20 protein-coding genes, 1 tRNA gene and 1 pseudogene are annotated in these 24,891 nt (G+C 42.3%); 13 read left to right on the forward strand and 9 right to left on the reverse strand.

Going from position 1 to position 24,891, the window contains the following annotated elements; genetic code table 11:
* The first annotated feature begins 170 nt into the window (after window positions 1-170).
* Entirely contained in the window at window positions 171-722 is a 552-nt protein-coding gene (locus tag AT864_RS13655; protein ID WP_066149757.1) for a DJ-1/PfpI family protein, read from the forward strand.
* A gap of 225 nt (window positions 723-947) precedes the next feature.
* On the opposite strand, the gene AT864_RS13660 is transcribed toward AT864_RS13655, so the two are convergent.
* From AT864_RS13660 to AT864_RS13680, 5 genes and pseudogenes are all read right to left on the reverse strand, one after another.
* Window positions 948-1,856: a DMT family transporter gene (locus tag AT864_RS13660; protein ID WP_066149760.1), complete on the reverse strand. Its 909-nt coding sequence runs from the start codon at window positions 1,854-1,856 to the stop codon at window positions 948-950.
* 176 nt (window positions 1,857-2,032) lie between these two features.
* Window positions 2,033-2,531, reverse strand: a pseudogene (locus AT864_RS13665) (DinB family protein).
* Window positions 2,532-2,640: 109 nt separating this feature from the next.
* Window positions 2,641-3,858, reverse strand: a complete 1,218-nt coding sequence (locus AT864_RS13670; RefSeq protein ID WP_066149763.1) for an MFS transporter — start codon at window positions 3,856-3,858, stop codon at window positions 2,641-2,643.
* Window positions 3,859-3,882: 24 nt separating this feature from the next.
* Entirely contained in the window at window positions 3,883-4,323 is a 441-nt protein-coding gene (locus tag AT864_RS13675) for a MerR family transcriptional regulator (protein ID WP_066149766.1), read from the reverse strand.
* Window positions 4,324-4,592: 269 nt separating this feature from the next.
* Window positions 4,593-5,597 carry an LLM class flavin-dependent oxidoreductase gene (locus AT864_RS13680; protein ID WP_066149769.1) on the reverse strand — a complete coding sequence of 335 codons (1,005 nt, stop codon included), beginning with the start codon at window positions 5,595-5,597 and terminating at the stop codon, window positions 4,593-4,595.
* Between the two features lie 528 nt (window positions 5,598-6,125).
* Here AT864_RS13680 and AT864_RS13685 point away from each other — a divergent pair.
* The 5 genes from AT864_RS13685 to AT864_RS13705 all read left to right on the forward strand — a co-directional run bounded on the left by AT864_RS13685 (window position 6,126) and on the right by AT864_RS13705 (window position 12,473).
* A tRNA-Gln gene (locus AT864_RS13685) sits at window positions 6,126-6,197 on the forward strand.
* 302 nt (window positions 6,198-6,499) lie between these two features.
* Window positions 6,500-9,358: a 2-oxoglutarate dehydrogenase E1 component gene (locus tag AT864_RS13690; RefSeq protein WP_066149774.1), complete on the forward strand. Its 2,859-nt coding sequence runs from the start codon at window positions 6,500-6,502 to the stop codon at window positions 9,356-9,358.
* A gap of 42 nt (window positions 9,359-9,400) precedes the next feature.
* Window positions 9,401-10,666: a 2-oxoglutarate dehydrogenase complex dihydrolipoyllysine-residue succinyltransferase gene (gene odhB, locus AT864_RS13695; RefSeq protein WP_066149777.1), complete on the forward strand. Its 1,266-nt coding sequence runs from the start codon at window positions 9,401-9,403 to the stop codon at window positions 10,664-10,666.
* 420 nt (window positions 10,667-11,086) lie between these two features.
* Window positions 11,087-11,815 (forward strand): nucleotidyltransferase domain-containing protein, encoded by a 729-nt coding sequence (locus AT864_RS13700; protein WP_066149781.1) that lies wholly within the window; start codon window positions 11,087-11,089, stop codon window positions 11,813-11,815.
* A gap of 64 nt (window positions 11,816-11,879) precedes the next feature.
* Window positions 11,880-12,473, forward strand: a complete 594-nt coding sequence (locus AT864_RS13705; RefSeq protein ID WP_066149783.1) for a GNAT family N-acetyltransferase — start codon at window positions 11,880-11,882, stop codon at window positions 12,471-12,473.
* A 228-nt stretch (window positions 12,474-12,701) separates the two neighbouring features.
* Here the strand turns inward: AT864_RS13705 and AT864_RS13710 are convergent, their stop codons facing one another.
* Complete coding sequence (locus AT864_RS13710) at window positions 12,702-14,120, reverse strand: amino acid permease (protein WP_066149785.1); 1,419 nt, start codon at window positions 14,118-14,120, stop codon at window positions 12,702-12,704.
* Window positions 14,121-14,374: 254 nt separating this feature from the next.
* Window positions 14,375-14,866: a QueT transporter family protein gene (locus tag AT864_RS13715; RefSeq protein ID WP_066149787.1), complete on the reverse strand. Its 492-nt coding sequence runs from the start codon at window positions 14,864-14,866 to the stop codon at window positions 14,375-14,377.
* Between the two features lie 213 nt (window positions 14,867-15,079).
* Here AT864_RS13715 and AT864_RS13720 point away from each other — a divergent pair, with 213 nt between their 5' ends.
* Window positions 15,080-15,832 (forward strand): NAD-dependent protein deacylase, encoded by a 753-nt coding sequence (locus AT864_RS13720; protein ID WP_066149790.1) that lies wholly within the window; start codon window positions 15,080-15,082, stop codon window positions 15,830-15,832.
* A 213-nt stretch (window positions 15,833-16,045) separates the two neighbouring features.
* On the opposite strand, the gene maa is transcribed toward AT864_RS13720, so the two are convergent.
* Entirely contained in the window at window positions 16,046-16,606 is a 561-nt protein-coding gene (gene maa, locus AT864_RS13725; protein WP_066149794.1) for a maltose O-acetyltransferase, read from the reverse strand.
* Window positions 16,607-16,925: 319 nt separating this feature from the next.
* On the opposite strand from maa, the gene AT864_RS13730 reads away from it, so the two are divergent.
* The gene (locus AT864_RS13730; protein ID WP_082741704.1) at window positions 16,926-17,663 is read left to right on the forward strand and encodes an N-acetylmuramoyl-L-alanine amidase; all 738 of its coding nucleotides are present in this window, start codon (window positions 16,926-16,928) and stop codon (window positions 17,661-17,663) included.
* Window positions 17,664-17,950: 287 nt separating this feature from the next.
* Here the strand turns inward: AT864_RS13730 and AT864_RS13735 are convergent, their stop codons facing one another.
* Window positions 17,951-18,838: a LysR family transcriptional regulator gene (locus AT864_RS13735; RefSeq protein WP_369815564.1), complete on the reverse strand. Its 888-nt coding sequence runs from the start codon at window positions 18,836-18,838 to the stop codon at window positions 17,951-17,953.
* Window positions 18,839-18,967: 129 nt separating this feature from the next.
* On the opposite strand from AT864_RS13735, the gene AT864_RS13740 reads away from it, so the two are divergent.
* The 5 genes from AT864_RS13740 (at window position 18,968) to AT864_RS13755 (ending at window position 24,625) form a co-directional block, all read left to right on the forward strand.
* Window positions 18,968-19,894 (forward strand): DMT family transporter, encoded by a 927-nt coding sequence (locus tag AT864_RS13740; RefSeq protein WP_369815571.1) that lies wholly within the window; start codon window positions 18,968-18,970, stop codon window positions 19,892-19,894.
* Between the two features lie 125 nt (window positions 19,895-20,019).
* Window positions 20,020-20,184 (forward strand): hypothetical protein, encoded by a 165-nt coding sequence (locus AT864_RS18200; RefSeq protein ID WP_197431025.1) that lies wholly within the window; start codon window positions 20,020-20,022, stop codon window positions 20,182-20,184.
* Between the two features lie 386 nt (window positions 20,185-20,570).
* Entirely contained in the window at window positions 20,571-20,711 is a 141-nt protein-coding gene (locus tag AT864_RS17710) for a YrzI family small protein (protein ID WP_082741705.1), read from the forward strand.
* Between the two features lie 135 nt (window positions 20,712-20,846).
* Window positions 20,847-22,607, forward strand: a complete 1,761-nt coding sequence (locus AT864_RS13750; RefSeq protein ID WP_066149803.1) for an ABC transporter ATP-binding protein — start codon at window positions 20,847-20,849, stop codon at window positions 22,605-22,607.
* The gene (locus AT864_RS13755) at window positions 22,604-24,625 is read left to right on the forward strand and encodes an ABC transporter ATP-binding protein (protein ID WP_066149804.1); all 2,022 of its coding nucleotides are present in this window, start codon (window positions 22,604-22,606) and stop codon (window positions 24,623-24,625) included. The genes AT864_RS13750 and AT864_RS13755 overlap by 4 nt, the downstream gene beginning before the upstream one ends.
* Window positions 24,626-24,891: the final 266 nt, after the last annotated feature.

The following is a 24,891-nucleotide window of genomic DNA, read 5'->3' on the forward strand; positions in this document are numbered from 1 at the left end:
TGTCCATAGGCTTCATCCTTTATATTGGATTTGGACAGGGACCACCTGTACCATCCATTATAAAGGATTTTTTATGGACTTTTTTCAATTCGGAATTTTCGAATTAAATTAATGCAACGCTAGTGATTATGATAGAGATGTAAAGAAAAAAATGGTAAGGAGGAAGGATCATGAGCAAAAACGTATTAATTGTCGCAGGTGATGCGGTGGAGGCCCTAGAAATATACTATCCTTACTACCGGTTGCTGGAAGAAGGATATCAAGTAACGATTGCGGCTCCTAAGAAAAAGAAATTGCACACCGTTGTCCACGATTTTGCTAATTGGGATACGTATGTGGAAAAGCAAGGATATTTGATCGAAGCGCAAGCTGCCTTTGCTGATATTGACCCAAACGATTATGATGGATTAGTGATTCCAGGCGGACGTGCTCCTGAATATATTCGGCTTGATGCGGATCTTCAGCGAATTGTTCGCCACTTTTTTGAAGCAAACAAGCCCATTGCTGCTATTTGTCACGCTTCGCTTATTTTTGAAACGATGCCAGATGTGGTCAAAGGTCGCAGTTTGACAGCTTATATTGCCTGCAAGCCAGGGATGGAGGCATTAGGGGCAACCTATGTATCCGACCGTACGATTCATGTTGATCAAAACCTTGTTTCTGCTCATGCTTGGCCAGACTTACCAATTTTTATGCGCGAATTTATCCGTTTACTTCAATAGAAAAAGCAGGATTCTAGATTGTAGACAAAGCCAAAAGACAGGCTTTGTCTACAATTATACATATTCAGCATCCCCGCATAAAAGCGTTTGTCAGAAGTCTGAATCCCCCTTATCTTAAAGGGGGATTGTTATGGGAAACCCATATCGTAACATCCAATTCGTCTGCTTTGCATGGTGATTGCGAAACAGAGCTTGATGCCGGGCGGCGTGAGAACTTTCCTTTTGTTAATGTCCAGATGAGACGGTTGCGTCTGTTGAACGAGAAGCTTTTGTCTTAGGAATAGCGGTTGCTAAATATACGCCTGTTAGCACAAGCCCGCCGCCGACAAGCTGTGGTATGGAAAGTGAATCGCCTAATAAAAAAGTGATCAGTGCGGTAAAAACGGCAATAAAATTTAAGTAGATGCCAGCATAGCTTGGTCCTACTTTTTTCATCGATACATTCCAAAACAAAAATGACAAGACGGATGGAAATAGACTAATATAAAGAATCCCGATGCTGCCGCCCTTGCTTAGTTCGTGTAATGAAAAAGGATGAAAGAACATAAAAGGAAGAAGCGTAACAATGCTAAAAAACACTGAGAAAGCTGTGGCTGTAATCGGCGGTACAGCTAATTTTCTTCCCATAATCGAATAAAGCGCCCAAACCACGCCAGCTAACAGCATCATTAAATCACCAAGGTTGTAGTTTGCTTGAAAAATGAACAGTAAATGTCCTTTTGTTAAAATAAAGAGGACACCGATCAGTGAAACAGCAAAACCAAATATGTTCATTAGGGTGATTCGTTCCTTCAATAAAAAATAGGAGAACATCACGATAATGGCTGGATTAAGGGCATTGACAATGGCCGCATTCATTGGAGACGTGTATTTAAGCGCCCCATATAAGAGCAAGTTATAGCCAATAATTCCGAGAATGCCGTTGACAAGCAGCGGTAGCCACCAGCGTTTCAACACCTCGGTGTAACGTGGACGCTCCAACAGATAAGTAAGCGGAAGAAGGAAGATCAAGGCAATGCCCCAGCGAATAAATGTCAGCCATAAAGGTCCCGTTTCTTTAATCACCTGTTTTCCGACGACATAATTGCCCGCCCAAAACAAATTAGCAAGCAGCAAAAATAATTTTTCCCTCAGCGGATTTTCCTCCTTTACTATCTGTCTTATATCCTGTATTTTTCTCGTTTTACATATGTTTACATATACAAGTTGGAATGGCTTACTTAATAGATAGAGTCGACCGATCGTCAGGAAAAGGGATCATCGTCTGTTCACATTCCAATGATTTTTTTGTTCATTGAGACATTTTGGTGCTAGCCTTTTTTTCTTGGAATCGTTAATGTTTTCCATTCTGTAGATGTTAATTGCTTAGCGATATAAACAATCTGGCCGATATGGTACGAATAATGATACATTTGCCGTTCAATGGCTTCTATCACTGAATGCGGTTCATGGCGAATCGTAACCGTGCGCAGCAGATCGCTTTCGCTAATGGTGTTTAATGTAGTCAAAAAAGTATGCCATCCTTTTTCCCAACATATTAAAACCTCATCTCTGGTTGTGAACTCATTTATAAATTCGTCGTCCCGGTTTCTATTAGGTTTTTCACCGTCAGAATGAAAAAAATTCGTCCAGCGGGAAATCATGTTTCCGCTCATATGCTTGACAATGACAGCTACACTATTGGTTTCTTCATTGAAAGGTGTGGAAAAGCTGATCGTCAGACAGCTGTTCCATCGCTTTCTCAGCTGTTTTTTTCATATCCATAAATCGGTCCTTAACTACTCGCAAATATTCTTGAGCAACGTTCATAGGCTCGCCTCCTTGGTTATTTTTATTCTCTTTGCATAAGCGATGTTCCTTTTTCACTTCGTTATGAAAATGTAAAACCCCGCTTCGCGATGGGGAAGCGGAGTTAGATTTAATGGGCAGCTGATGCTGTGTCGATATGCTGAAGATGTCTGCGCCCTGACAAAATAGCGGCGACCCCACAAGCGACCGCCAATGCTCCAACATAAAAAGGAACGTGCGGATTATACCATTCCGCTAGCTTGCTAGCAAGCCATGGACCGATTGCGCCAAAGACAAAGCGAATAAAGCTGTAGGCAGCAGAAGCAGTAGATCGTTCCACTGGAGCCGCCAGCATAACGGCCGTTGTCATCAGCGTGTTATTGACACCTAAAAACGCACCTGCGATAACCACAGCGCTGATTACGGTCATTTGCGAGGATGTCCAAATCCCCATAACCAAAAGCGTCAGCGCGAAACATAGTAGCATCGCACTCATAGAGCCCACAGTGCCAAAGCGGTTTTGGAGCTTTGGGGCAACGAAGACAGAAGTAATGGCGAGCAGCAGTCCCCAGCCAAAGAAGACGAAGCCGAGACCATGCTCATTTAAATTCATAACAAATGGTGTATAAGCCATTAAAGTGAAAAAACCAAAATTATAGCAGAGTGCGGCAATTCCTAATGTGAATAACGAACGATATCGCAGCGCTTTAAAGGGATCGGCTAGAGAGGTGCGTGTTTTAGGCTTCGGCAACTTTGGCAATAAGATGAGAATGGACAGAAATGCCAATGCCATTAAAACACCAACGCCTAAAAAAGGACCTCTCCATGAGATCGAACCTAATTCGCCGCCTAATAGCGGTCCGACCGAAATGCCGAGGCCAAGGGCTGCTTCATATAAAATAATGGCTTTAGCTGGTCCGCCGCTAGATAAGCCAACAATCGCTGATAAAGCCGTTGCGATAAATAGGGCATTTCCAAGTCCCCATCCTGCTCGGAATCCGACAAGCTGTTCAATCGTACTTGACAGCCCGCCGCAAACAGCAAAAATGACAATCAAGAGAGTTCCTGATAGCAATGTCCATTTTGTTCCTAAGCGGCTTGAAACGAACCCAGTAATCAGCATAGCCAGTCCGGTAATCAATGTATAGCTGGAAAACAATAATGAAACCTGGCTGGGAGAAGCATGCAACTTACTGGCAATGGCTGGTAGAATCGGGTCGACAAGACCTAATCCCATAAATGAGATGACACAGGCAAAGGCGACAGCCCATACGGCCTTTGGCTGGTCGAGCAGTCTGCCGCTTCGGGATTGAACCTCTGTTTCGATTGGCGTAGATGCGGATTTCATACTGGATCCCCCTTTATGAAATGACTATTTTGATAATTCTTCATCAATCTTTACGATCGCTGCTCGCGCCCGTTCGCGAAGCGTAACTAATTCCGTTTGAACAGACATGATTTTATGAATTTTCTCCTCGATCATTTGGAGCTGGTCGTCAAGAAGATGGATAATTTCTATTAATTTTTCTTTTCGCTCTCGCGGCTCGGTTACTTTTTTGTAATCCGCTCGCTGATTTTCTAGTGTGTCTCTGAGAGAAAGGAAGTGGTGCAACTCCTGCAATGAAAATCCGAGCACTTCTTTCGCTATCGTGATCTTTTTCAAAAACTCGACATGATCCTGTGTATAAAGTCTCGTACCTCCTTGACTGCGGGGAGGAGGGGGCAGCAGCCCGATTTCTTCGTAATAGCGAATCGTTCGTTTGCTAAGCCCGCTTAATTTGGCCACTTCGTCAATTTTTAATAATTCCTCCATTTGAACATAGACCTCCTGTCAATTAGCCATTATATATAAATTTAACGTTAACGTCAAATTTATACATAAATATTATAGATAAATTAAGATGGATAGATATTAAAATATAACGTTAACGTTATATTTTATATAGTATGATGAGAAGTATGAGAGAATGCCCTTAGTGAATGATTGCGCCCAAACAAACCGTCATGATGAATAGAAACCCCTCGCCGTTAACAGGAACAAAGGCGAGGGGAATGAATCATCTAGAAAATAGCGGGCATAAGCTATGACATCATTTCTTTGGCGATAAGCTCAAACGATCGAAGCTTGTTTTGAAAATCATAAGTAATGGTAACAAGCATAATTTCATCAGTCTTATATGCTTTGCTTAAATCGATTAATTGCTGCTTCACTTGACTTGGCGTTCCAACAATCATTCGCTTACGGTTTTCTTTTATGCGTTTGATTTCGAACGGGCTATAAGAATAGGCGGCAGCCGTTTCTGGGCTTGGAGTGCCTGTTGCTTTCATGCCTTGTTCAATCATTAAAAGAGAAAGGTCTAAGCTAGACGCGATCCGTTCCGCTTCTTGTTCTGTTTCGCCACAAATCACAAAAGTAGCGACCATGCTTAATGGCTGTGATAAATGGCGGGAGGGAATAAACCGCTCATGATAAAGCTGGGTATAGTACTCTCCTCCTTCTCCATTAATGAACCGTGCAAAGACAAACGGTAATCCTTTTTGGGCGGCTAAGATGGCACTTGCAGAACTGGATCCTAGCAGCCAGACGCTTGGAGATTCTTGAATATGAGGAGTAGCCTTTAACCCATAAAAGGGGTGAGCGCTATCAAGATCATCATGCAAGTAGCCGAGTAAGTCATCAATTTGCTCAGGGTAGCGATCGACATTTCTTGGTCTTCCATCATGCAAAGCCATGGTAGCCAGAGGCATGCCTCCTGGGGCTCTTCCTAGACCTAAATCGATGCGGTCTGGATAAAGACCTGCTAATACCTTAAAATTTTCCGCTACCTTATAGGCGCTGTAATGCGGCAACATCACGCCGCCGGAGCCGACGCGAATGCGATTGGTTCTTGCTGCGATGTGAGCAATTAAAACTTCTGGAGAGGAGCCGGCCAAACTTTGTGTATCGTGATGTTCTGAGACCCAAAAACGAACATAACCCAGTTTTTCAACAAACTCAGCAAGCTTTGCTGTATTCGAAAGAGCCTCTTCTGCTGTCATTCCTTGTGAAATGGGTGATTGATCTAACACACTTAATTTTAAACGCATCGAATAGTTTCCTCCCTTAAAAGCTGGTATTTACTATTATTAAGCGGCTATAAGAATATGTCTATTGATCTGCTTAGCAAGCGGACGTCTTTACTGTATATATCATGAACGAATAGGAGTGGCAAACATTCATAAACGGAAGGAAGAGGAAGTTGAGTGATTTGCTTTTTCATTATCCATATGACGTCCAAATCGGTCATGATCTGCTCATTTTAGAGACAAAATTCGTGCATCAATTGATCGCTATAAATGACAATGGATTTCTAGCATTTGTTCCCTATTTCTTCTGATGACTCGAAATGTTGCTGCTTTTTCATTGATAGGGACTTGTCAATCTGAATCTGTATAGTGGCGCACTCATAGGTAGTTTAGCAAAAACGATAGGAGTCAATTTGTTACTTCCCCGTTTTATTGTATACGGTTATTCTAACTTGGTTATACTACAATTGAGCACGTTGGATATGCCAGTGGCACTCCAGCATATCATTACATAGCATAATCATAAAAATTTGTTCTCCTTTATATCAATGGGCTATAGCCAAGCGGTAAGGCAACGGACTTTGACTCCGTGATGCGCTGGTTCGAATCCAGCTAGCCCAGCTATCTCAATTGGAGCCATTGCGATTTTCTTCTTTACATTACATTTTGTTTGTAAATTTTGTTTCTAAAGAAGAAATAAGCATGGCTCTTTTTATGTTTTTTTTATATAATGAGTACGGACGAAAAGTTAGAAAAGTAATAAAAATCAAGTTATTTGGATTTTCGTCTAAATCGTAGTAAAATGGAAATGAAATCGGTTTATCTTCCATTTCAAGTGTGTAGATATTTGAATTCAAGAAATGGTTTTGTGTCTCGCTTGTTGATGGAAGAATTCGTAATCAGTGCTGGAGGGTTATCTAAAAATGAACACGCTTAGTGACAGTAGCAGAAGTCCATGGGAAAAATTTCACGGTCCAAATCTCGGATACGTCATGGAGATGTATGAGCAGTATGTGCAGGATCCTAACTTGGTTGACGAAGAGCTAAGGAGCCTGTTCGACCGTTGGGGACCGCCTGAGTTGGCGGACGCAGGTCGTTATGACAACCAAAAAAGCATAACGGTTGACTTTTATGTTTCGCCAAGTGCATTGGAAAAATGCGTCCAGGCTGTTAAGCTGGCGGAGCATATTCGCGTTTTCGGCCATTTGGATGGAAAAATCAATCCGTTAGAAACGGAAGAGCAACGTTCAAAGGCACAAATAGATCTGCAAAAGTTTGGGTTGACGAAAAAGGATCTTTTATCAATCCCAGCTTCCATTATAAGTCCATATTTGCCTACTCATATAAAAAATGCGTTTGAAGCCATTGAATATTTAAAAGAAGTTTACACATCTAAACTTACGTTTGAATTTGGCCATGTTCAGGATGAGGAAGAGAAGAACTGGCTTTTGCGGATGGTAGAATCAGGGGAGTATCGTCCGGTCGTTTCCAACGAAAAAAGAGTCGAAGTTCTTAAGCGTTTGACAGAAGTGGAAATTTTTGAGCAATTTTTGCATCGGACATTTGTAGGACAAAAGCGTTTCTCCATTGAAGGGGTTGATACGCTTGTTCCGTTGCTCGATGAAATCATTTCTGAGTCTGTACAAAAAGGCATCCAATCGATTAATATTGGAATGGCCCACCGCGGTCGTTTAAATGTTTTGGCACATGTGTTAGGAAAGCCGTATGAGATGATTTTTGCTGAATTCCAGCATGCGCCAAATAAAGAATTGATCCCATCTGAAGGATCGATCGGAATTACATATGGATGGACAGGAGATGTGAAATACCATTTAGGGCTTGATCGAAAAATTAAAAAAGAAAATACGGTTCGTGCCGTTATCACTTTAGCCAATAACCCAAGCCATTTAGAGTTTGTCAATCCAGTGGTGGCCGGTTATACGAGAGCTGCACAAGAGACTCGAAACAAGCCTGGTTTTCCTGAACAGGATGAAAATAAAGCGCTTGCTATTTTAATTCATGGCGATGCCGCATTCCCAGGTCAGGGGGTCGTCGCAGAAACGTTAAATTTAAGCCGATTAAGAGGCTATAAGACGGGTGGAACGATTCATATCATCGCTAATAATATGATTGGATTTACGACAGAAAGCGAAGATTCTCGCTCTACCAAATACGCGAGCGATTTGGCAAAAGGCTTTGAAATTCCGATTGTTCATGTGAATGCGGATGATCCGGAAGCCGTGCTGGCCGCTGCCCATTTAGCCGTCATTTATCGGCAAAAATTCAAAAAAGATTTCTTGATTGATTTAATCGGCTATCGCCGTCACGGTCATAACGAGATGGATGAACCAGCTGCGACCAATCCATTAATGTATCAAATCATTCGCAAGCACCCGACGGCTCGCAAGCTTTATGCAGATCGTCTGGAACAGCTTGGAATTATCTGTTCGGCAGAAGAAGTAAATCGTTTTAGAAAAGAAGTAGAAACAAAACTGCAATCCGCTTATCAAAAAGTGGCCAATGTGAAAGAAGAGCTGGATTATGAAATGAATCCGCCGGAAGTAGCGGAAAAAGGCATTCCAAAAATTCATACAAGCGTACCAGCTGAGGTTTTGGAGCAAGTGAATCGCGAGCTTGTACAATGGCCAAAGGGTTTTCGTGTATTTAATAAGCTTGAACGGATTTTGCAACGTCGCATTCATGCTTTTCAAGAGAACAAAATCGATTGGGCTCATGCGGAGGCGCTTGCGTTTGCAACCATTCTTCAGGAAGGCATTCCGATTCGACTATCAGGACAAGATTCAGAAAGAGGAACGTTTGCCCAACGCCATTTAATTTTACATGATGAAAAAACAGGAGAGAGATTCTCGCCATTGCATCAATTGTCTGAAAGCAAGGCCTCTTTTGCGGTGCATAACAGCCCGCTATCTGAGACGAGCGTGCTTGGCTTTGAATACGGCTATAACGTTATTGCCCCAGAAACGTTAGTGATATGGGAGGCTCAATTTGGAGACTTCTCCAACTCAGCACAAGTCATTATCGATCAGTTTATCTCGTCTGGAAGAGCGAAATGGGGACAAAAATCGGGGCTTGTCATGCTTCTTCCGCACGGGTATGAAGGACAAGGGCCTGAGCATTCAAGTGCTCGGTTAGAGCGTTTCCTTACATTGGCAGCAGAAAATAACTGGACAGTTGCCAATATGACGAAATCATCGCAATACTTTCATATTTTGCGGCGACAAGCACTTGTTTTACAAAAAGAAGAAGTGCGTCCACTTGTAATTATGTCGCCAAAAAGCTTGTTGCGTCATCCATTGGTCGTATCCGGAGCGGCAGATTTGAGCGAAGGAAGCTTCCAGCCACTGTTGCCACAACCGGGATTAGGACAAAATCCAGAGAAAGTGGAACGATTAATTTTATGCTCAGGTAAAATCGCAATCGATTTAGAAGAAAAATTGGCGGAAGTTGCAGATCGGGAATGGTTCCATATTTTAAGAGTGGAAGAATTATATCCGTTCCCAATGAAGGAAATTGCTTCTTACATTCAGCAGTTCCCGAATTTAAAAGAACTAGTATGGGTACAGGAAGAGCCAAAAAATATGGGCGCTTGGAATTTTGTTGAACCAAGATTGCTTACATTAGCTCCAAGTGGTGTACATGTTTCTTATATTGGCCGGAGACGTCGTTCAAGCACAGCAGAAGGGGATCCGGTCGTTCATAAGAAGGAACAAGCAAGAATCATCAATCAAGCTTTTGTGCGTTCATACGTTCATCATATTTAAATTAAAAATATAAAGTGAGAAGGGCGAAAGGAGATAATCACGGTGGCAGAAATCAAAGTACCAGAATTAGCAGAATCAATAACAGAAGGAACGATTTTTCAATGGTTAAAAAAACCAGGCGATTTCGTTCAAAAAGGAGAACCGCTTGCCGAATTAGAAACAGATAAAGTGAACGTAGAATTAATGTCTGAGGAATCGGGAGTCATCACGCAATTGTTGTTTAACGAAGGGGACACGGTAAGAGTAGGAGATACGATTGCGATTGTATCAGAAGGAGCAGAGGCCGCTGCGCCACAAGCAGTGGAACCGGCGCCGCAGCCAGAAGCGGCAGAGCCTGTTCAACCGGCAGCCGCCCAATCGGCCCCTGCTTCCGTTGAGGAAGGAGAAGCAAAATCTGTTCAGCGTCCAATTGCTTCACCGGCGGCAAGAAAACTGGCTCGTGAAAAAGGAATCGATTTGACTCAAGTAACGCCAGTTGATCCGCTTGGCCGTATACGTAAGCAAGATGTAGAAGCTTACGCAAGCCAGCCGGTTCCAACGATTCAGCCAGCGCCAGCCGTTGAAGCTGTCAAGCCGTCGCAGCCTAGTGCGGCAATGGATCCAGAGAAACCAGTCGAGCGAATAAGAATGTCTCGCCGTCGCCAAACGATTGCAAAGCGGCTTGTCGAAGTTCAGCATACAGCAGCTATGCTGACAACTTTTAACGAAATTGACATGACGGCTGTCATGAATTTGCGCAAGCGTCGGAAAGATGCTTTTTATCAGGAACACGATGTGCGTCTTGGCTTTATGTCATTTTTCACGAAAGCGGTTGTGGCCGCATTGAAAAAATATCCGCTGCTCAATGCGGAAATTCAAGGCGATGATATCATTGTGAAAAAGTATTATGATATCGGGGTAGCGGTATCTACCGAAGAAGGGTTAGTCGTGCCTGTGGTGCGTGATGCCGATAAGAAAAATTTTGCGGAGATTGAACGTGAAATTTTACATTTAGCGACAAAAGCGCGTGAAAACAAATTAAGTCTTAAAGACTTACAAGGCGGTACGTTTACCATCACAAATGGCGGTGTGTTCGGTTCGTTAATGTCGACGCCAATTTTAAATGGTCCGCAAGTTGGTATTTTAGGAATGCACAAAATCCAACTTCGTCCTGTAGCGATTGATGAAGAGCGCATGGAAAATCGTCCGATGATGTATGTTGCACTCTCATATGATCACCGCATTATCGACGGAAAAGAAGCCGTCGGTTTCCTAGTAAAAGTGAAAGAACTTCTTGAAGATCCAGAGCAGCTTTTATTAGAATCATAAGAACCACGATGGATGGGGTGTCTAATCAGTCGATTTTCCGGCTGATAGGCGCCCCTTTCTTTCATCTTTTTACGTCGTCCGCCGAGAATCTCCCACCTCTTAAGTGTAAGCGGAGGAGGTTTATGATTTTTCATCAAGAAGGATGGGGGATAAAAGCAATAGCCGTGTTTGTTTTGTATGGAGCAACATGATCTACCGTCTGGATAAAGTTCTAAACGCCATGAACTCTATCATCTATATCCATTAGCTAGTTTGTTGCAAAAATGAAGAATGTTTTATGACAAGGTTAATGTTCTGCCGATAGAAAGTAGAGTTGTCTTTTCAGCAATAGAAGAAGGAAATCTTGACGTCCGTAAAGAATTGGATAAAATGGCGCTGAATTTTATTTGAATCGATAGGGAAAGGAGGAAATTCGACTACATGAAACATGAAGGACGTTTGCCTCCGTTTGAAGCGGCGATGCAATTTGTGCATCGATATTTTCCCGATTGTCAAGGAGCGCTCTTGAGCGGTAGTGTTGTTCGAGGAGAGGCGACTAATACGTCTGATCTGGATATTGTGATCTTTGATGAGAAGCTTCCGGCTGCTTTTCGCGAATCCGTCACCGCTTTTGGATGGCCGATTGAAGTATTTGCTTACAATTTTATGTCTTATCAGCATTATTTTGAAAGTGATCGAAAAAGCGCGAAGCCCAGCTTACTGAAGATGGTGACGGAAGGAGTGGTCCTAATCGATAGAGGCCGTATTTCAGTCATTAGAGAAGAAGCACAAAAGCTACTGCAAAATGGCCCAGAACCGTGGTCTGAAGAAATAATCAAACAAAAGCGCTATTTTATCACTGATGCGCTGGATGATTTTATTGGAGCCGATGAACGTGGAGAGGAGTTGTGCATTGCTAATACTCTCGCTGAGCTAATTTATGAATTTGTTTTGCGCGTGAACGGTCATTGGATCAGTGCGTCAAAATGGATGATCCGCACGCTGCGTCAATATGATGAAGCGTTTGCTACTGCGTTTGTCAATGCATTCGATGCGTTTTACCGAACTGGACAAAAAGAAGCGGTTATTGAATTAGTTGATCGTGTCTTAGAGCCGTATGGAGGGAGATTATTCACAGGGTTTTCAATAGGAAAAATCAAAGTGGATTGAGAAAATCTTGACCAATCATATGCATTGCTAGAAACGAAGCGATAGGATGAAGAGGAGGAAAGGAATGTCCGGTGTGCGAAAAGATCCGGTTTATCTAGCTGGAAATAAAGTAGTTATTCGTTCCGTTTTTCCAGACGACCTGCCCATTCTTTGGCACTATATTTACGGTGAAGCAGACCCCGAGTGGAAAAAATGGGATGCGCCGTATTTCCCACTTTCATTTGAAACGAAGGAAGAATACATCAACCGAATGACAGCATGGCTATCGAGCAAAGAAGAGGTCCCTTCACGAATGGTTATTGAAGTGCGTGAAAAGATCGTTGGTATTGTATCGTACTATTGGGAGCATAGGGAATCGCTTTGGCTTGAAGTAGGAATCGTTATTTATGACTCTGATTATTGGGGTGGCGGCTATGGGACAGAAGCGCTAAAAATCTGGATTGATTATTTATTTGCTTCCCTGCCTCTTGTGCGTGTCGGCTTGACCACTTGGTCTGGAAATGAACGCATGGTCCGATGTGCGGAAAAGCTAGGAATGAAAATGGAAGGGCGACTGCGCAAGTGCCGTTTGTATAATGGCCGTTATTATGATTCCATCCGCATGGGTATCCTAAGGGAAGAGTGGAACGAAAGCAAAAAGGGGGGCCATTCATATTGAGCCCCCTTAGACGATTGACAAACGCTTTCATCCGGCATCACGGGCCTCGTTCGTCCACTCATGAATGTCTCTTGTTCGATTAACGTCTTCACTCGGCTGCGTTCCTTGTTTGCCAAGCGTTTTCAAGCCGAACATCACAACCAATGAAGGACGTTAAAATGGTTGTAGAACAAAGTCGATGTTGACTTCGTCTACAACACGGAGAGGGTCATTCATATTGATTCTCTTTTATGCTCCTTTTAATTTTGCCCGTTCTTGATGATCGTTTTTTGGTTTCATCAATAGCGGATATAGAAGTATTCCTGCCACAAATAAACCGATTCCTAAGAAAAAGGTGTGCCAGTCTGCCGTTCCTGTTTTAATGACCCAAAGCGAATAGAAAAGAGCTGCCAATGTAATCAAACCGTCACGTACGCGTTGTGCTGTTTCATTTTGATATGTTTCCCCCGTTATAATGAGCTTCAACTGATATAAAGCAGAGACAAGATATGGAACGAGATAAGCTAAGGTCGCTACGACAATCGCAAAATTGTACGCTTCGTTCATCGTTCCTGAGATAGTGGAAAATAGAAAAATTTGTGTCATTACATTAGTTATGAGCAACGAACGCACAGGGCTTCCGTTTTGATTGGTTTTCCCAAAAAAGCGAGGGAATAGCGCTTCTTTTGCTGCTTGATATGGAACTTCTGAACTTACTACAATCCAGCCGACTGTCGATCCGAAAAGGGAAATCAGCGCTAAAATCGCCATCATATAAGCACCGCTGTTTCCAAGAACGGAATAAAGGGCATCAACAAGCGGCTTTTGCGATTCTCTTAATTCCTCTTGAGAAAGAACTCCCATTGTTAGTAATGTAATTCCAATATAAATCAAGACGGAAATGATCAGTCCAAGGAATGTCGCTTTCTTAACATCCTTTGGAGATTGGGCGCGGTTTGAGAGCATAACGGCTGATTCAATGCCGATAAAAGCCCAAAGCATGGTAATAGCCGCTCCATTAAGTTGGGACGGCACAGAAACCGTCTGTCCTTTTTCATTTATAAAAGAAAGGCTGTCTACATTTGCTGCATGAAACACCCATAGCGTACCGATAATATAAAGGAAGAAACCAATCACTTTCGCTCCGGTTGTGAAGATGTTTATTTTTCCAGCCTTTTGAAAATCTCTCACGAGAATCCAATGAATTCCCCACAATACACCAGTGCAAATCATAAATGTAAGTCCTTTTCCTGTTTCCAAGGAAAAGGAACCGATGGTTAATAAAGTTTGCTTGCTTTGCATGATTGGAAAAAAAGTGCTCAAATAACCAGCAAACGAAATAATGACGGATGCCGTTGCTGCCCAGTTTGCTGCCCAATATCCCCAAGCCATGCTGTAGCCGGCTACTTTCCCCATTTGCGGGGAAGAAAACAAGGCCTGCGCATAGCTCTGTGGTCCAGCTTTTAGCTCCGGTTTTCTTGTGATTAAATTGCCAAATACGAGCGCGATCATCCAAACTCCAAGCCCTGTTGTGATCCATGCCAATACGGATCCGACAGGGCTAGATACTTGCGCAAGATTCGCTGGGATCATAAAAATACCGCCGCCGATCATGTTTCCGATAACAAAGGCGGTCAACACCCATAAGCCCCATTTTTTTGCTGCCATTTGTATTGCCTCCTTATGTGCAACGTCTAGATGAATCAATAAAGTAAAGGATTTCATTTTTCATCATAACCGATCTTTTTAGTTTGGTAAAGTGATAATATGATAAAGAAATAAAGTTGTTTAATTTTGAAAAGTATGTATTTTCGACCGCTCATTTTCTAATCATTTTACATCAACTAAATTCAAATAAAACTATGTTCTAAATAATCAATTATAAATAAGAAAAAATAAAAAATAGCGGCAAGATTGCCGCCTTATTTTTCCATTAATCGATCCAATCGAACTCGGCGATGAATGCCATACATAATCGGAGCGCCAATCGCCATCGTAATCAGCTCGCCAGCGGCCGTTGTCAGCCACGTCAAAAGAAACGGTAAGTCTAATGCCAGCTTCAGCTCCCAAGCAATGATAAACATAGTCAACGTAAAAATGAGAGTATTAACAGCCATACGAGCCCACAGATTTTCGACGTAACGCGTGATCACAATGGTTGTTAATAAAGCGATGACAGATTGTCCAACTCCAAAAACAAGATCATACATGCCTAAAGGGGAAAAAAAGAAATTCGCCAAAAAGACACCTAATATAATTCCAAAGAAATATTTCTTATGAAACACAATGAAGTGATTTAAGATTTCTGATACGCGAAATTGCACATTTGTAAAGCCAAATGGCTGAATCAGCATTGTAACGATAATATACACGGCAGCTAAAATACCGTTAATGGCCATTGTTCGTACATTCATTTCTCTCCTTCTCCTTTTACAACATATCATGCAGCTGAAAGAAAACGCAGCAATTTATATTCTAACATAAACGGTGGAAAACGCCATTATGGTTTTGCGTTAAGTTTGTTGACCGCTCATGATGGGTTGCGGGCGTGCGAGAAAGAGCGTAGAATGAAGATATCCAAGCTCCTCGATTTTTGAGGGGCTATTTTGTTGAAAGGGGAGAAATCAATGGAGGAATATAAAGAATTAGCTGAACAACTAGCACGCGCGAAAACGATCGCGGTTTTGACAGGAGCAGGAATGAGCACGGAGTCAGGCATTCCAGATTTTCGCGGCCAAAATGGGATTTATGCGCAAGAAGACAATGTCGAATATTACTTGTCGGAGCACTATTTCGCTTCCCATCCTGTTGATTTTTGGCGTCGCTTTAAACGAATGTTTTCATTAAAAATGATGGGCACGTTCTTGCCTAATAAAGGGCATATCTTTCTTCAAGCGTTAGAAGCTGCTGGAAAAAAAGTGACGATTTTAACGCAGAACATCGATGGACTCCACACAAAAGCAGGAAGCACGAATGTGATCGAATTGCACGGAACCTTGCAAACGGCCACATGTCCTATCTGTAGCCAAAAGTACGATTTATCGTTTATAAATTCACAAGACGTTCCTGTTTGCCAACAAAAGGGATGTGGTGAAATTCTAAAGCCTGATGTAGTTCTATTTGGCGGAATCGTACCAAGAATCGATGAAGCATTTGCCGCAGCAGCAGAAAGCGACGTCTTGCTGGCGATGGGCACAAGTCTTGAAGTAACGCCTGTCAATCACATTCCGTTTTATGTCACTTCCGAATCTCCTCGTACATATAAGGCTATAATTAATAAAACAGCAACGAGAATGGACCATCTTTTCGATCTTGTCATTCACCATTCTATTGGGGATACCGTTTCACAATTGCGGGCGTATATGGCAGAGCTGCGGTGAGTGATGGCAAAAAATACAACTTTGAAGGGTGAACCATCATGAAGCAGATACTCAAAACTAGCATGATACCAAAGATCAAGCTTGCCTTTTAAGCGAAAAAACACATTGATCGGTAGTCATTTGTCACGGACGCACGTCCATAGGGGATCGATATAACGATCCCCTATGGAGCCGTCTCATTCAATAAATATCAATTAGGCTGTTTTATTTTTTTTAGTGACTGATTATTTTGATGATTCGAGCCGGATTTCCTCCTACTACAACATTGTCCGGCATATCCTTTGTGACGACGGCTCCAGAAGCGATGACAACATTGTTTCCTATTGTTACGCCAGGATTAATGACTGCTCTGCCGCCGATCCACACATTATGGCCAATGCTGACGGGCTTTCCATATTCCGCACCGGAGTTTCTTTCCAAAGGGTCTAACGGATGGGTAGCAGTATAAATATGGACACCTGGAGCGATTAGGCAGTTATCGCCAATTTTTATCTCACATACATCCAAAAAAACACAATCAAAATTGGCGAAAAAATTTTCACCGACATGAATGTTATACCCATAATCACAACGAAAAGGAGGCTCAATGAAGAGATTTTTTCCTGTTGAACCAAAAAGTTCTTTCAATAAGGAAGTCCGCTTTTGATGCTCGGTTTCCAATGTTTGATTAAACAATCTGGTCAATCGACGGGCGCGCTCCCGCTCCGCTGTTAGTTCGGGATCAGCCGCCATATATAATTCACCGCTTAACATTTTCTCTTTTTCCGTTTTCATATGGCTCCTCCTCATACACACTGAAAATGATTTCTAATTTAACCTAAATTTATAATACTATAAAATGATGAGCATCACGACCGATTCTATCGACAGGAATTATATTTTAGGTGATATGGGGGGATCTGTATTCCGCAAGCACCCAAATTATCGAATAAATGCATATCCGCCGTTGCCCTTGTCCTGGATGTTGCATATGTTACTTTTGAAGCGGAAATTTTTGATGCAGGTGTATTCATGCAAAAAATCGAGTATACAAGGTACGGTGTTACATCAATGGTGTCGATCCATATACTCTCAAGAAAGGGGATGATCAATAATGGTGAAAATCGTACTTGATGCAGGGCATGGTGGAACGGATAGCGGAGCTGTAGGGAACGGTCTACAGGAAAAAAATCTGACTTTAAATATTGTCAAAAAGATCGGGGGGTTGCTCGCCGAATACGAAGGGGTCAGCATCATCTACACGCGGACGGATGACCGTTTCGTGGAGTTGTCGGAGCGTGCGGCCATCGCGAACAGGGCGGATGCCGATTTTTTCTTATCCGTTCACATCAATGCCGGCAGTGGAACAGGATTTGAGTCCTACATTTACAATGGCGATGTGAGCCCATCGACCATTGCGTACCAGAACACGATCCACAGCGAAATCATGAAAGCGATCGCCGGAGTGCAGGATCGCGGTAAAAAGCGAGCCAACTACGCGGTACTGCGAGAAACGAAGATGCCGGCATTGCTCACAGAAAACCTGTTCATTGACAATGCGAACGATGCGGCAAAATTGAAATCAGAGCCGTTTCTTTTGCAAGTGGCACATGGCCATGTCGAAGGGATTGTGAAAGCATTTGGCTTGAAAAGGAAAGCAACCCAACAGAAACAAGAGGAATCAAAGATGCCAGCACCTGAAAAAACAGCGTATGACAAAGCGGTCGATGCAGCGTTTGAATTTTTGAAGCAACACGGAGTGGTGACACAGGATCGACGAGAGGAACCCGTGACACGAGCACAAGTTTTTTTGATGCTGCATCGATTAGCACAAAATATGTTACAGAAATAGTAAAAGTAGTCCCTGCCAAAATAGCAGGGACTTTTTCTGTGAGTGAATGAACCTCCCCACCTCCACTTCGCTTAGCGGTGAGCGACTTCTCGGTGAATGTGTTAAAGATCCAGTCTGGACTGTAACAGAATAAGCTTGTACCGAGCATACTTTCTGAATAAGATATCGAAAAGGGAGAAGTTCTGACTCCTGCTAAGTATAATAAAGAAATTTCTTTGGCTAAAGGAAGTCGCTAGTCTGGCATTGGCCAATACCTAATTGAATTCACAAAAAAGAACCAATCAATCTCACGGCATTTTTTCTTCTAAAAGAAGATGGATTAATTGTTTCATTGATTGCGATAGCCACTTCTTTTGGTGATACACCAACTGCAAATAAAGTTTAGGCTTTATGTCGGAAAGGGGAAGGAGCATTAATTTTCCGTTTGCGATTTCTTCCTTTACCGCCATGAGCGGTAAAAACGCGATTCCAAGCCCATAAGCCACACATCGTTTAATTGCTTCAATACTCCCTAATTCAATGGTTAATTCAAGCCGTACTGCATGGCGACGATATAAATTTTCAATCATTTCACGGTAGCTGCAGCCTTGCTCTGTCACAATGAGCTTTTCATTTTCCAAATCTCTCATATAGATATTGTCCCGTTGGACGAAAGGATGATCAGGCTTTGCGACTAGCACTAATGGTTCTTCTTTGATGACAATAAAATGTAAATCTGGATCTTCTTGTTTTTGATCAAGAATAATAGCTAAATCGTATTTTCCTTCTTTTATACCTTTAACTAAATATTGGCATACTCCTTGCTGGAGGAGTAAATTCACTCGCGGATACTTATTTTTAAATGCTTGCAAATAGGGAGGAAGATAAAAGCCTGCAATGGATTCAATAGTGCCGATCGATAAGCTTCCAGCCAGTTCTGCTTGCTCAGAAAGGCTTTGTCTTGCTTCATCAAGCAGATGGATCATTCTATTAGCATATTCTAGCAATTCCTTTCCAGCGGGTGTCAATTTGATTCTGCCGCTCCAGCGTTCAAACAAAAGGACGCCAAATTCTTCTTCCAGTTTTTTGATTTGTGTGGTGACGCTTGACTGAGCATAACCTAGCACTTCCCCAGCTTTGGTAAAACTGTTCCACTTTGCGGCTTCGCGAAACGTTTGCAAATAATTGATATTCACTGCAATCAAACTCCTATCAAAAATCTTGATGAATAGCATCAATTATTATCAATAACACCTATGACCAAATATTTGTAGAATTGATTATATCAGAAATCTTATCGATTATGGGGAGGATTTTTTGTGCAAATGAATCATATAAAAACATATATTTTGCTTTTCCTGACAGCCGCTATTTGGGGAGGTGCTTTCATTGCGGGAAAAATAGCGACGGTCAGCCTGCATCCTGTTTCAGTCGCTTTTTTCCGCTTTTTTGGGGCCAGCCTGATTCTTTTTCCGCTCATGCGTTGGAAGGAACGGCAAGCAAAGGTTCCTACCAAAAAAGACTGGGGAATGTTTGCACTGCTTGGCCTTACAGGTATTTTTCTATATAACGTTTGTTTTTTTATTGCGACTAAATACGCGCCGATTGTCAAAAGCTCTCTCGTTATTGCGGTGAATGCTCCGTTGATTACGCTCTTTTCGGGCCTATTTTTAAAGGAAAAAATCAATGCTAAAAGCATATTAGGTATGGTTATGGCGCTCATCGGGGCTTTATATATTATCACAAACGGGCAGCTATCCGTTATTGTAAAGCTTGGGCTCTCTCCGATTGATTTTGTTTTAGTAGGCGCCTGTCTCAGTTGGAGCATATATTCTGTGATCGGGAAGGTTGTGATGAAAAAATATAGCCCTTTAGCGGCAACGACGTATGCAACGGGATTCGGAACGCTTTTCTTATTTCCTTTCGCTTTGTACTATACCTCTTTCACCGCGATAAAAGCGAGCAATTGGGAAGTATGGATTAGTGTGTTATATGTTGCGGTCATTGTTTCTGCTATTAGCTTTGTTTGGTGGTATAACGGTATCCAAAAGGTAGGCGCGTCAACCGCCTCCATTTTTATTAACGTGATGCCTATATCGGCAGCTGTGATGGGAACAATCGTGTTCCATGAACGCTTGACATGGACCCATATAATTGGAGCGTTATTCGTATTTGGTGGCATTTTGTTTAATATTTATAGTAAGAAAGAAAAAAAGAGCGTGCTAGTATCCAGAGAAGGGAAAGTGATGTAACTAGCGTGATCGATAGCGTCATCCTTCGTTTTCAACTAGTTTAGAGTAGAATGAAGGGAGGACTACCTTTATTTATCCATCCAAATGAAGGTATAATGATAAAAAATGAAAAAAGGATGGGAATCATGCGTATTGGTGATATCATTTTTCAATTGTTCGTTATCATGATGCCGGCTTTGCTTATCGCAGGAGTGGCTTTGTTTGTTTATTCCGTCAAAAAACGCAAAGCGCAATTAAATCGAATCGAGGAAAAACTGGCGGAAATGTCAAAACTGCCGAATGAGCAATAGCTAGGGCGTAATCATCATATAGAAAACGTAGAGCTTATTTTTCTTACGAATGATTTGCAGAAAAAGGTTTACAACTTAGTAATTCTTGGATATAATTTACTTTGTAACATGATTTCGGAAGGAGGATGAACACAATGACTAACATGATGAAAGCTGTGGCATATAAAAATGAATATGTGCGAACGATTCAACCTTCCGATTCTGTTATGGCTATCATTTTTTAACTTAAGAAGGAATGCCGCAGGGAAGGAGATCGTTTTTTCCTGCGGCTTTTTATGTAGATATAAAGCCGTGGGATGGCGCTATTCCCGCGGCTTTTTTGCTTTTTTGAAGCCGCTGGGGACTCTTTTTCCATGCGGCTTTTTTATGAAAGGAGGTGGGAAAGAATGACGGTTCATCTGTTGTTTGTAACCATTACGATCCAACGAAGAAAGTGGACAATCGAAGAGATTGAACATGAGCAATTAGTCAAGAAGATTGAAGAAGAAATGATGGATCGTAAATGCGGTATATATCTGCGATTTTAATATTTGTTTGATCATCAACTAAGTGATTTAAAGGAGGAATACAAAATGGAAATGAAATGGATGATGCTGGCATTACAAGCGGGAGAGATCAACAGCGGTTAGATGTAAACCAACAGTGAAAGGGGATGATTTGGAGTGTTTTCAGTATTATGGAAACTTCAAGCGTTTTTTAAACAGCATTGGAAACGATACACGATTGCGATTGTGCTTTTAGTAGTGGGCGGAATGTTAGAAATGATTCCGCCCAGGATCATCGGAATCGCGATTGATGATATGTATGTGAACGGTTTAGATAAAAGCCAGCTGTTCAAGTACCTAGCTTTATTGTTAGGGTTAGCAGGCGTGATTTACAGCATCAACTATATATGGATGTATCAGCTGTTTGGCGGTGCGTTTTTACTTGAAAGAAGCTTGCGTTCCCGATTTATGAAGCACTTGCTTTCCATGACACCGACCTTTTACGAGAAAAACCGTACAGGAGACTTAATGGCAAGAGCGACAAATGATCTAAGAGCGATATCAATGACAGCCGGATTCGGCATTTTAACTCTCGTGGATTCAAGTGTATTTATGCTTGTTATTTTATTGACAATGGGGGTTCTCATTAGTTGGAAGCTGACTTTGGCGGCTTTGTTGCCGCTTCCAGTGATGGCAGTGGCGATGAACGTATATGGGAAAAAAATCCACGAACGCTTTACAAAAGCTCAAGATGCTTTTGGAGATATGAACGACTATGTACTCGAATCCATTTCCGGTGTTCGTGTCATTCGTGCTTATGTACAGGAAAAAGAAGATGAGGCACGGTTTAAGCGACTAACCGAAGAGGTATATCAAAAAAATATGGAGGTCGCCCGTATTGATTCATTATTTGATCCTACCATTAAAGTGCTGGTCGGCCTGAGCTATTTAATCGGCATCGGATATGGATCGTATTTAGTCTTTCATAAAGAACTGACGTTAGGAGAATTAGTTTCCTTTAATGTATATCTAGGAATGCTGATTTGGCCGATGTTTGCCATTGGCGAACTCATTAACATTATGCAGCGAGGCAATGCTTCGCTTGATCGCGTCAATGAAACGCTTGCCTATCTTCCAGATGTTCAAAACCACCCGCAGCCGGTTTTACTCGAAAAGCCAGAAACAATTGAATTTCAACAGGTAACGTTCCGTTATCCGTCAGCCACCATTCCGCATTTACAACATATATCTTTTTCGCTCCAACGAGGACAAACGCTTGGAATCGTCGGGCGAACAGGAAGCGGAAAAACGACGCTTATGAAACAGCTGCTGCGGCAATATCCATTAGGAGCAGGAAGCATAACGATTTCCGGTGTGCCGATTGAACGTATTCCAATGGAAGTCATTCAAAGTTGGATCGGATATGTTCCGCAAGACCATATTTTATTTTCGAAAACAGTAAAAGAAAATATTTTATTTGGCCGAAAGGATGCGGACAGTGAAGAATTGCAGCGTGTGATTGAATTGGCTGCACTCCATAATGATATTCAGCTGCTGCCGCAGGGGCTTGATACATTAGTAGGAGAGAAGGGAATCGCGCTATCTGGAGGGCAAAAGCAGCGGATTTCCATCGCTCGGGCGCTGTTACTCAACCCGGAGATTTTAATTTTGGATGATGCACTTTCAGCCGTCGATGCCAAAACAGAAGCAGCTATTATTGAAAATATTCGGCGCGAGCGCACCGGCAAAACAAATATCATTGTAACCCATCGCTTATCAGCCATTCAGCACGCGGATTGGATTCTTGTTTTGGAGAATGGAAGAATCATCGAGGAAGGCACACATGAGCAGCTATTAGAACAAAATGGCTGGTATAAAGAACAATTTATTCGTCAGCAAGCAGCAAAGAATCAAGAAAACAGCGGGGTGTTTTTATGAATACAGGTAAACGGCTAATCGCCTATGCGCTTCGGTACAAAAAAATCATTGTGGCGGCCTTGTTCATGCTGGCGATTTCAGTGGCCGCCGAATTAACGGGTCCGTTGATCGCTAAAAAAATTATTGATCAACACATTTTAGGAATTGAATCTCCATGGTATGAGGCTGATAAAAATGACGATCAAGCCGTTTTTTATAATGGAAAATGGTATAAACGAAGCGACGATTTCGCTCAAGGAGAAGCAAAGGGCAAAGAAGTGCGTTTGCTACAAATTGGCCGCGATTATTATTTTGTAGACCGCGCGATCACATTTGATGGCAAACGGTCGATTCAAAATGGGATGTTAATGATTCAACATGGTGAGCAAAAAGCCGTATATCCGATTGAAAAACTGTCGAACAGCGAGCTGTTCCGTTTTTATCAGCCGGAAATTCGGTCGATTATTTATCTTTTGGCACTTTATTTTTCTTTGTTATTGGCGGCAACAGTGTTTCAGTATGGACAGCGCTACTGTCTGCAAATGGCGGCTAATCGCATTATTCAAACGATGCGCAAGGATTTGTTCGCTCATATCCAACGCCTGCCAATTCGCTATTTCGACCGCCTGCCTGTCGGAAAAGTTGTCGCCCGCATCACGAATGATACCGAAGCCATTCGTGAATTGTATGTGACGGTGCTGGCTACTTTTTTTACAAGCACTATTTACATGACAGGGATTTTTATTGCCTTGTTTCTGTTAGATGTGCGCTTAGCGCTTCTATGCCTCATTCTTATTCCGATTTTAGCCGTCTGGATGAAAATTTACCGCCAATATGCGTCTCGCTATAACCATATTATTCGTTCGCGGCTAAGTGACATTAATGCAATGGTCAATGAGTCTATTCAAGGTATGCCGATTATTCAAGCGTTTCGCAGACAAAAAGAAACTGAACGGGAATTTGAAACGCTCAATCGCGAATATTTTGTGTATCAAAACAAGCTTCTAAACTTAAATTCGCTCACCTCCCACAATTTAGTAGGGGTGCTGCGCAATCTTGCCTTTGTCGCATTAATTTGGCATTTTGGTCGCGACTCATTCAATCACCAAGCGATTTCACTCGGCCTTCTCTATGCGTTTGTTGATTATTTGAATCGCTTATTCCAGCCCATTACAGAAATGGTCAACCAATTGGCCAACCTAGAGCAGTCAAGAGTAGCAGCTCATCGTATTTTTACGCTTCTTGATGAAGAAGGGGAAGAGGTATATGATGGAGAGATGCCTCGCTATCAGGGAAATGTCGTATTTGAACATGTGTTTTTTGGATATAAAGAAGGGGAATATGTGCTAAAAGACATTTCTTTTTCTGCTAAGCCGGGCGAAACCATTGCACTTGTCGGCCACACTGGGTCAGGAAAAAGCTCGATCATGAATTTGCTGTTCCGTTTTTATGACATCGAAAAGGGACAGATTTTCATTGATGGGAAGGATATAAAAACGATCCCGAAACAGCTGCTTCGAAAACATATGGCGATCGTGTTGCAGGATGCGTTTTTATTTACAGGAACGATTGCTTCAAATGTCGGTTTAAATGATCCCGCTATTTCCCGACAGAAAATAGAACAGGCCCTTCGGGAGATTGGAGCCGATCAACTGTTGGAAAATTTGCCAAATGGATTTGATGAACCAGTCGTGGAAAGAGGCAGCACCTTGTCATCGGGACAGAGACAGCTGATTTCGTTTGCACGGGCGTTGGCGTTTGATCCGGCTATTCTAGTGCTGGACGAAGCGACAGCCAACATCGATACAGAAACGGAGGCGACGATTCAAAAAGCGCTGGAAGTTTTAAAACAAGGACGGACAACATTTATTATTGCTCACCGTTTGTCAACCATTAAAAATGCGGATCAAATTCTCGTGCTAGATCGCGGGATGATTGTTGAACGCGGAACGCACGAAGAATTAATTACAAAAAATGGAATATATTATCATATGTATCAGCTGCAGCAAGGGAACAAAGAAACAACGAAAGCGGGTTAAAGGTAAAGGGGGCTAGCATTAGCCTCCTTCTAGATTATTGACAAACGTCAATGGATCTCGTTCGTCCGCTCAGAACATCCCTTGTTCGATTCTCGTTCGCACTCGGCTATGTTCCTTGTTCACCAAGTTTAAGCCCATCTGATGCGAAACCCATCACAAACAATGAAGGATGGTTAACATATTAGCCGTCTTATTTTATTTGCGCTATTTCCATGCCTATGAAGACGGCCAGATTCGTTTGTTGATAGCGATCAATGCTCTCATAT

It is taken from the genome of Anoxybacillus sp. P3H1B (assembly GCF_001560855.1).
Lineage (GTDB): Bacteria > Bacillota > Bacilli > Bacillales > Anoxybacillaceae > Anoxybacteroides > Anoxybacteroides rupiense.

Bases quoted from the DNA above. Each gene is read 5' to 3' on its own strand.
- AT864_RS13655 (WP_066149757.1), top strand. From the start codon at position 171: ATGAGCAAAAACGTATTAATTGTCGCAGGTGATGCGGTGGAGGCCCTA.
- AT864_RS13670 (WP_066149763.1), bottom strand. From the start codon at position 3,858: ATGAAATCCGCATCTACGCCAATCGAAACAGAGGTTCAATCCCGAAGC.
- AT864_RS13675 (WP_066149766.1), bottom strand. From the start codon at position 4,323: ATGGAGGAATTATTAAAAATTGACGAAGTGGCCAAATTAAGCGGGCTT.
- AT864_RS13680 (WP_066149769.1), bottom strand. From the start codon at position 5,597: ATGCGTTTAAAATTAAGTGTGTTAGATCAATCACCCATTTCACAAGGA.
- AT864_RS13690 (WP_066149774.1), top strand. From the start codon at position 6,500: ATGAACACGCTTAGTGACAGTAGCAGAAGTCCATGGGAAAAATTTCAC.
- AT864_RS13700 (WP_066149781.1), top strand. From the start codon at position 11,087: ATGAAACATGAAGGACGTTTGCCTCCGTTTGAAGCGGCGATGCAATTT.
- AT864_RS13705 (WP_066149783.1), top strand. From the start codon at position 11,880: ATGTCCGGTGTGCGAAAAGATCCGGTTTATCTAGCTGGAAATAAAGTA.
- AT864_RS13710 (WP_066149785.1), bottom strand. From the start codon at position 14,120: ATGGCAGCAAAAAAATGGGGCTTATGGGTGTTGACCGCCTTTGTTATC.
- AT864_RS13715 (WP_066149787.1), bottom strand. From the start codon at position 14,866: ATGAATGTACGAACAATGGCCATTAACGGTATTTTAGCTGCCGTGTAT.
- AT864_RS13720 (WP_066149790.1), top strand. From the start codon at position 15,080: ATGGAGGAATATAAAGAATTAGCTGAACAACTAGCACGCGCGAAAACG.
- maa (WP_066149794.1), bottom strand. From the start codon at position 16,606: ATGAAAACGGAAAAAGAGAAAATGTTAAGCGGTGAATTATATATGGCG.
- AT864_RS13730 (WP_082741704.1), top strand. From the start codon at position 16,926: ATGGTGAAAATCGTACTTGATGCAGGGCATGGTGGAACGGATAGCGGA.
- AT864_RS13740 (WP_369815571.1), top strand. From the start codon at position 18,968: ATGAATCATATAAAAACATATATTTTGCTTTTCCTGACAGCCGCTATT.
- AT864_RS18200 (WP_197431025.1), top strand. From the start codon at position 20,020: ATGCGTATTGGTGATATCATTTTTCAATTGTTCGTTATCATGATGCCG.
- AT864_RS17710 (WP_082741705.1), top strand. From the start codon at position 20,571: ATGACGGTTCATCTGTTGTTTGTAACCATTACGATCCAACGAAGAAAG.
- AT864_RS13755 (WP_066149804.1), top strand. From the start codon at position 22,604: ATGAATACAGGTAAACGGCTAATCGCCTATGCGCTTCGGTACAAAAAA.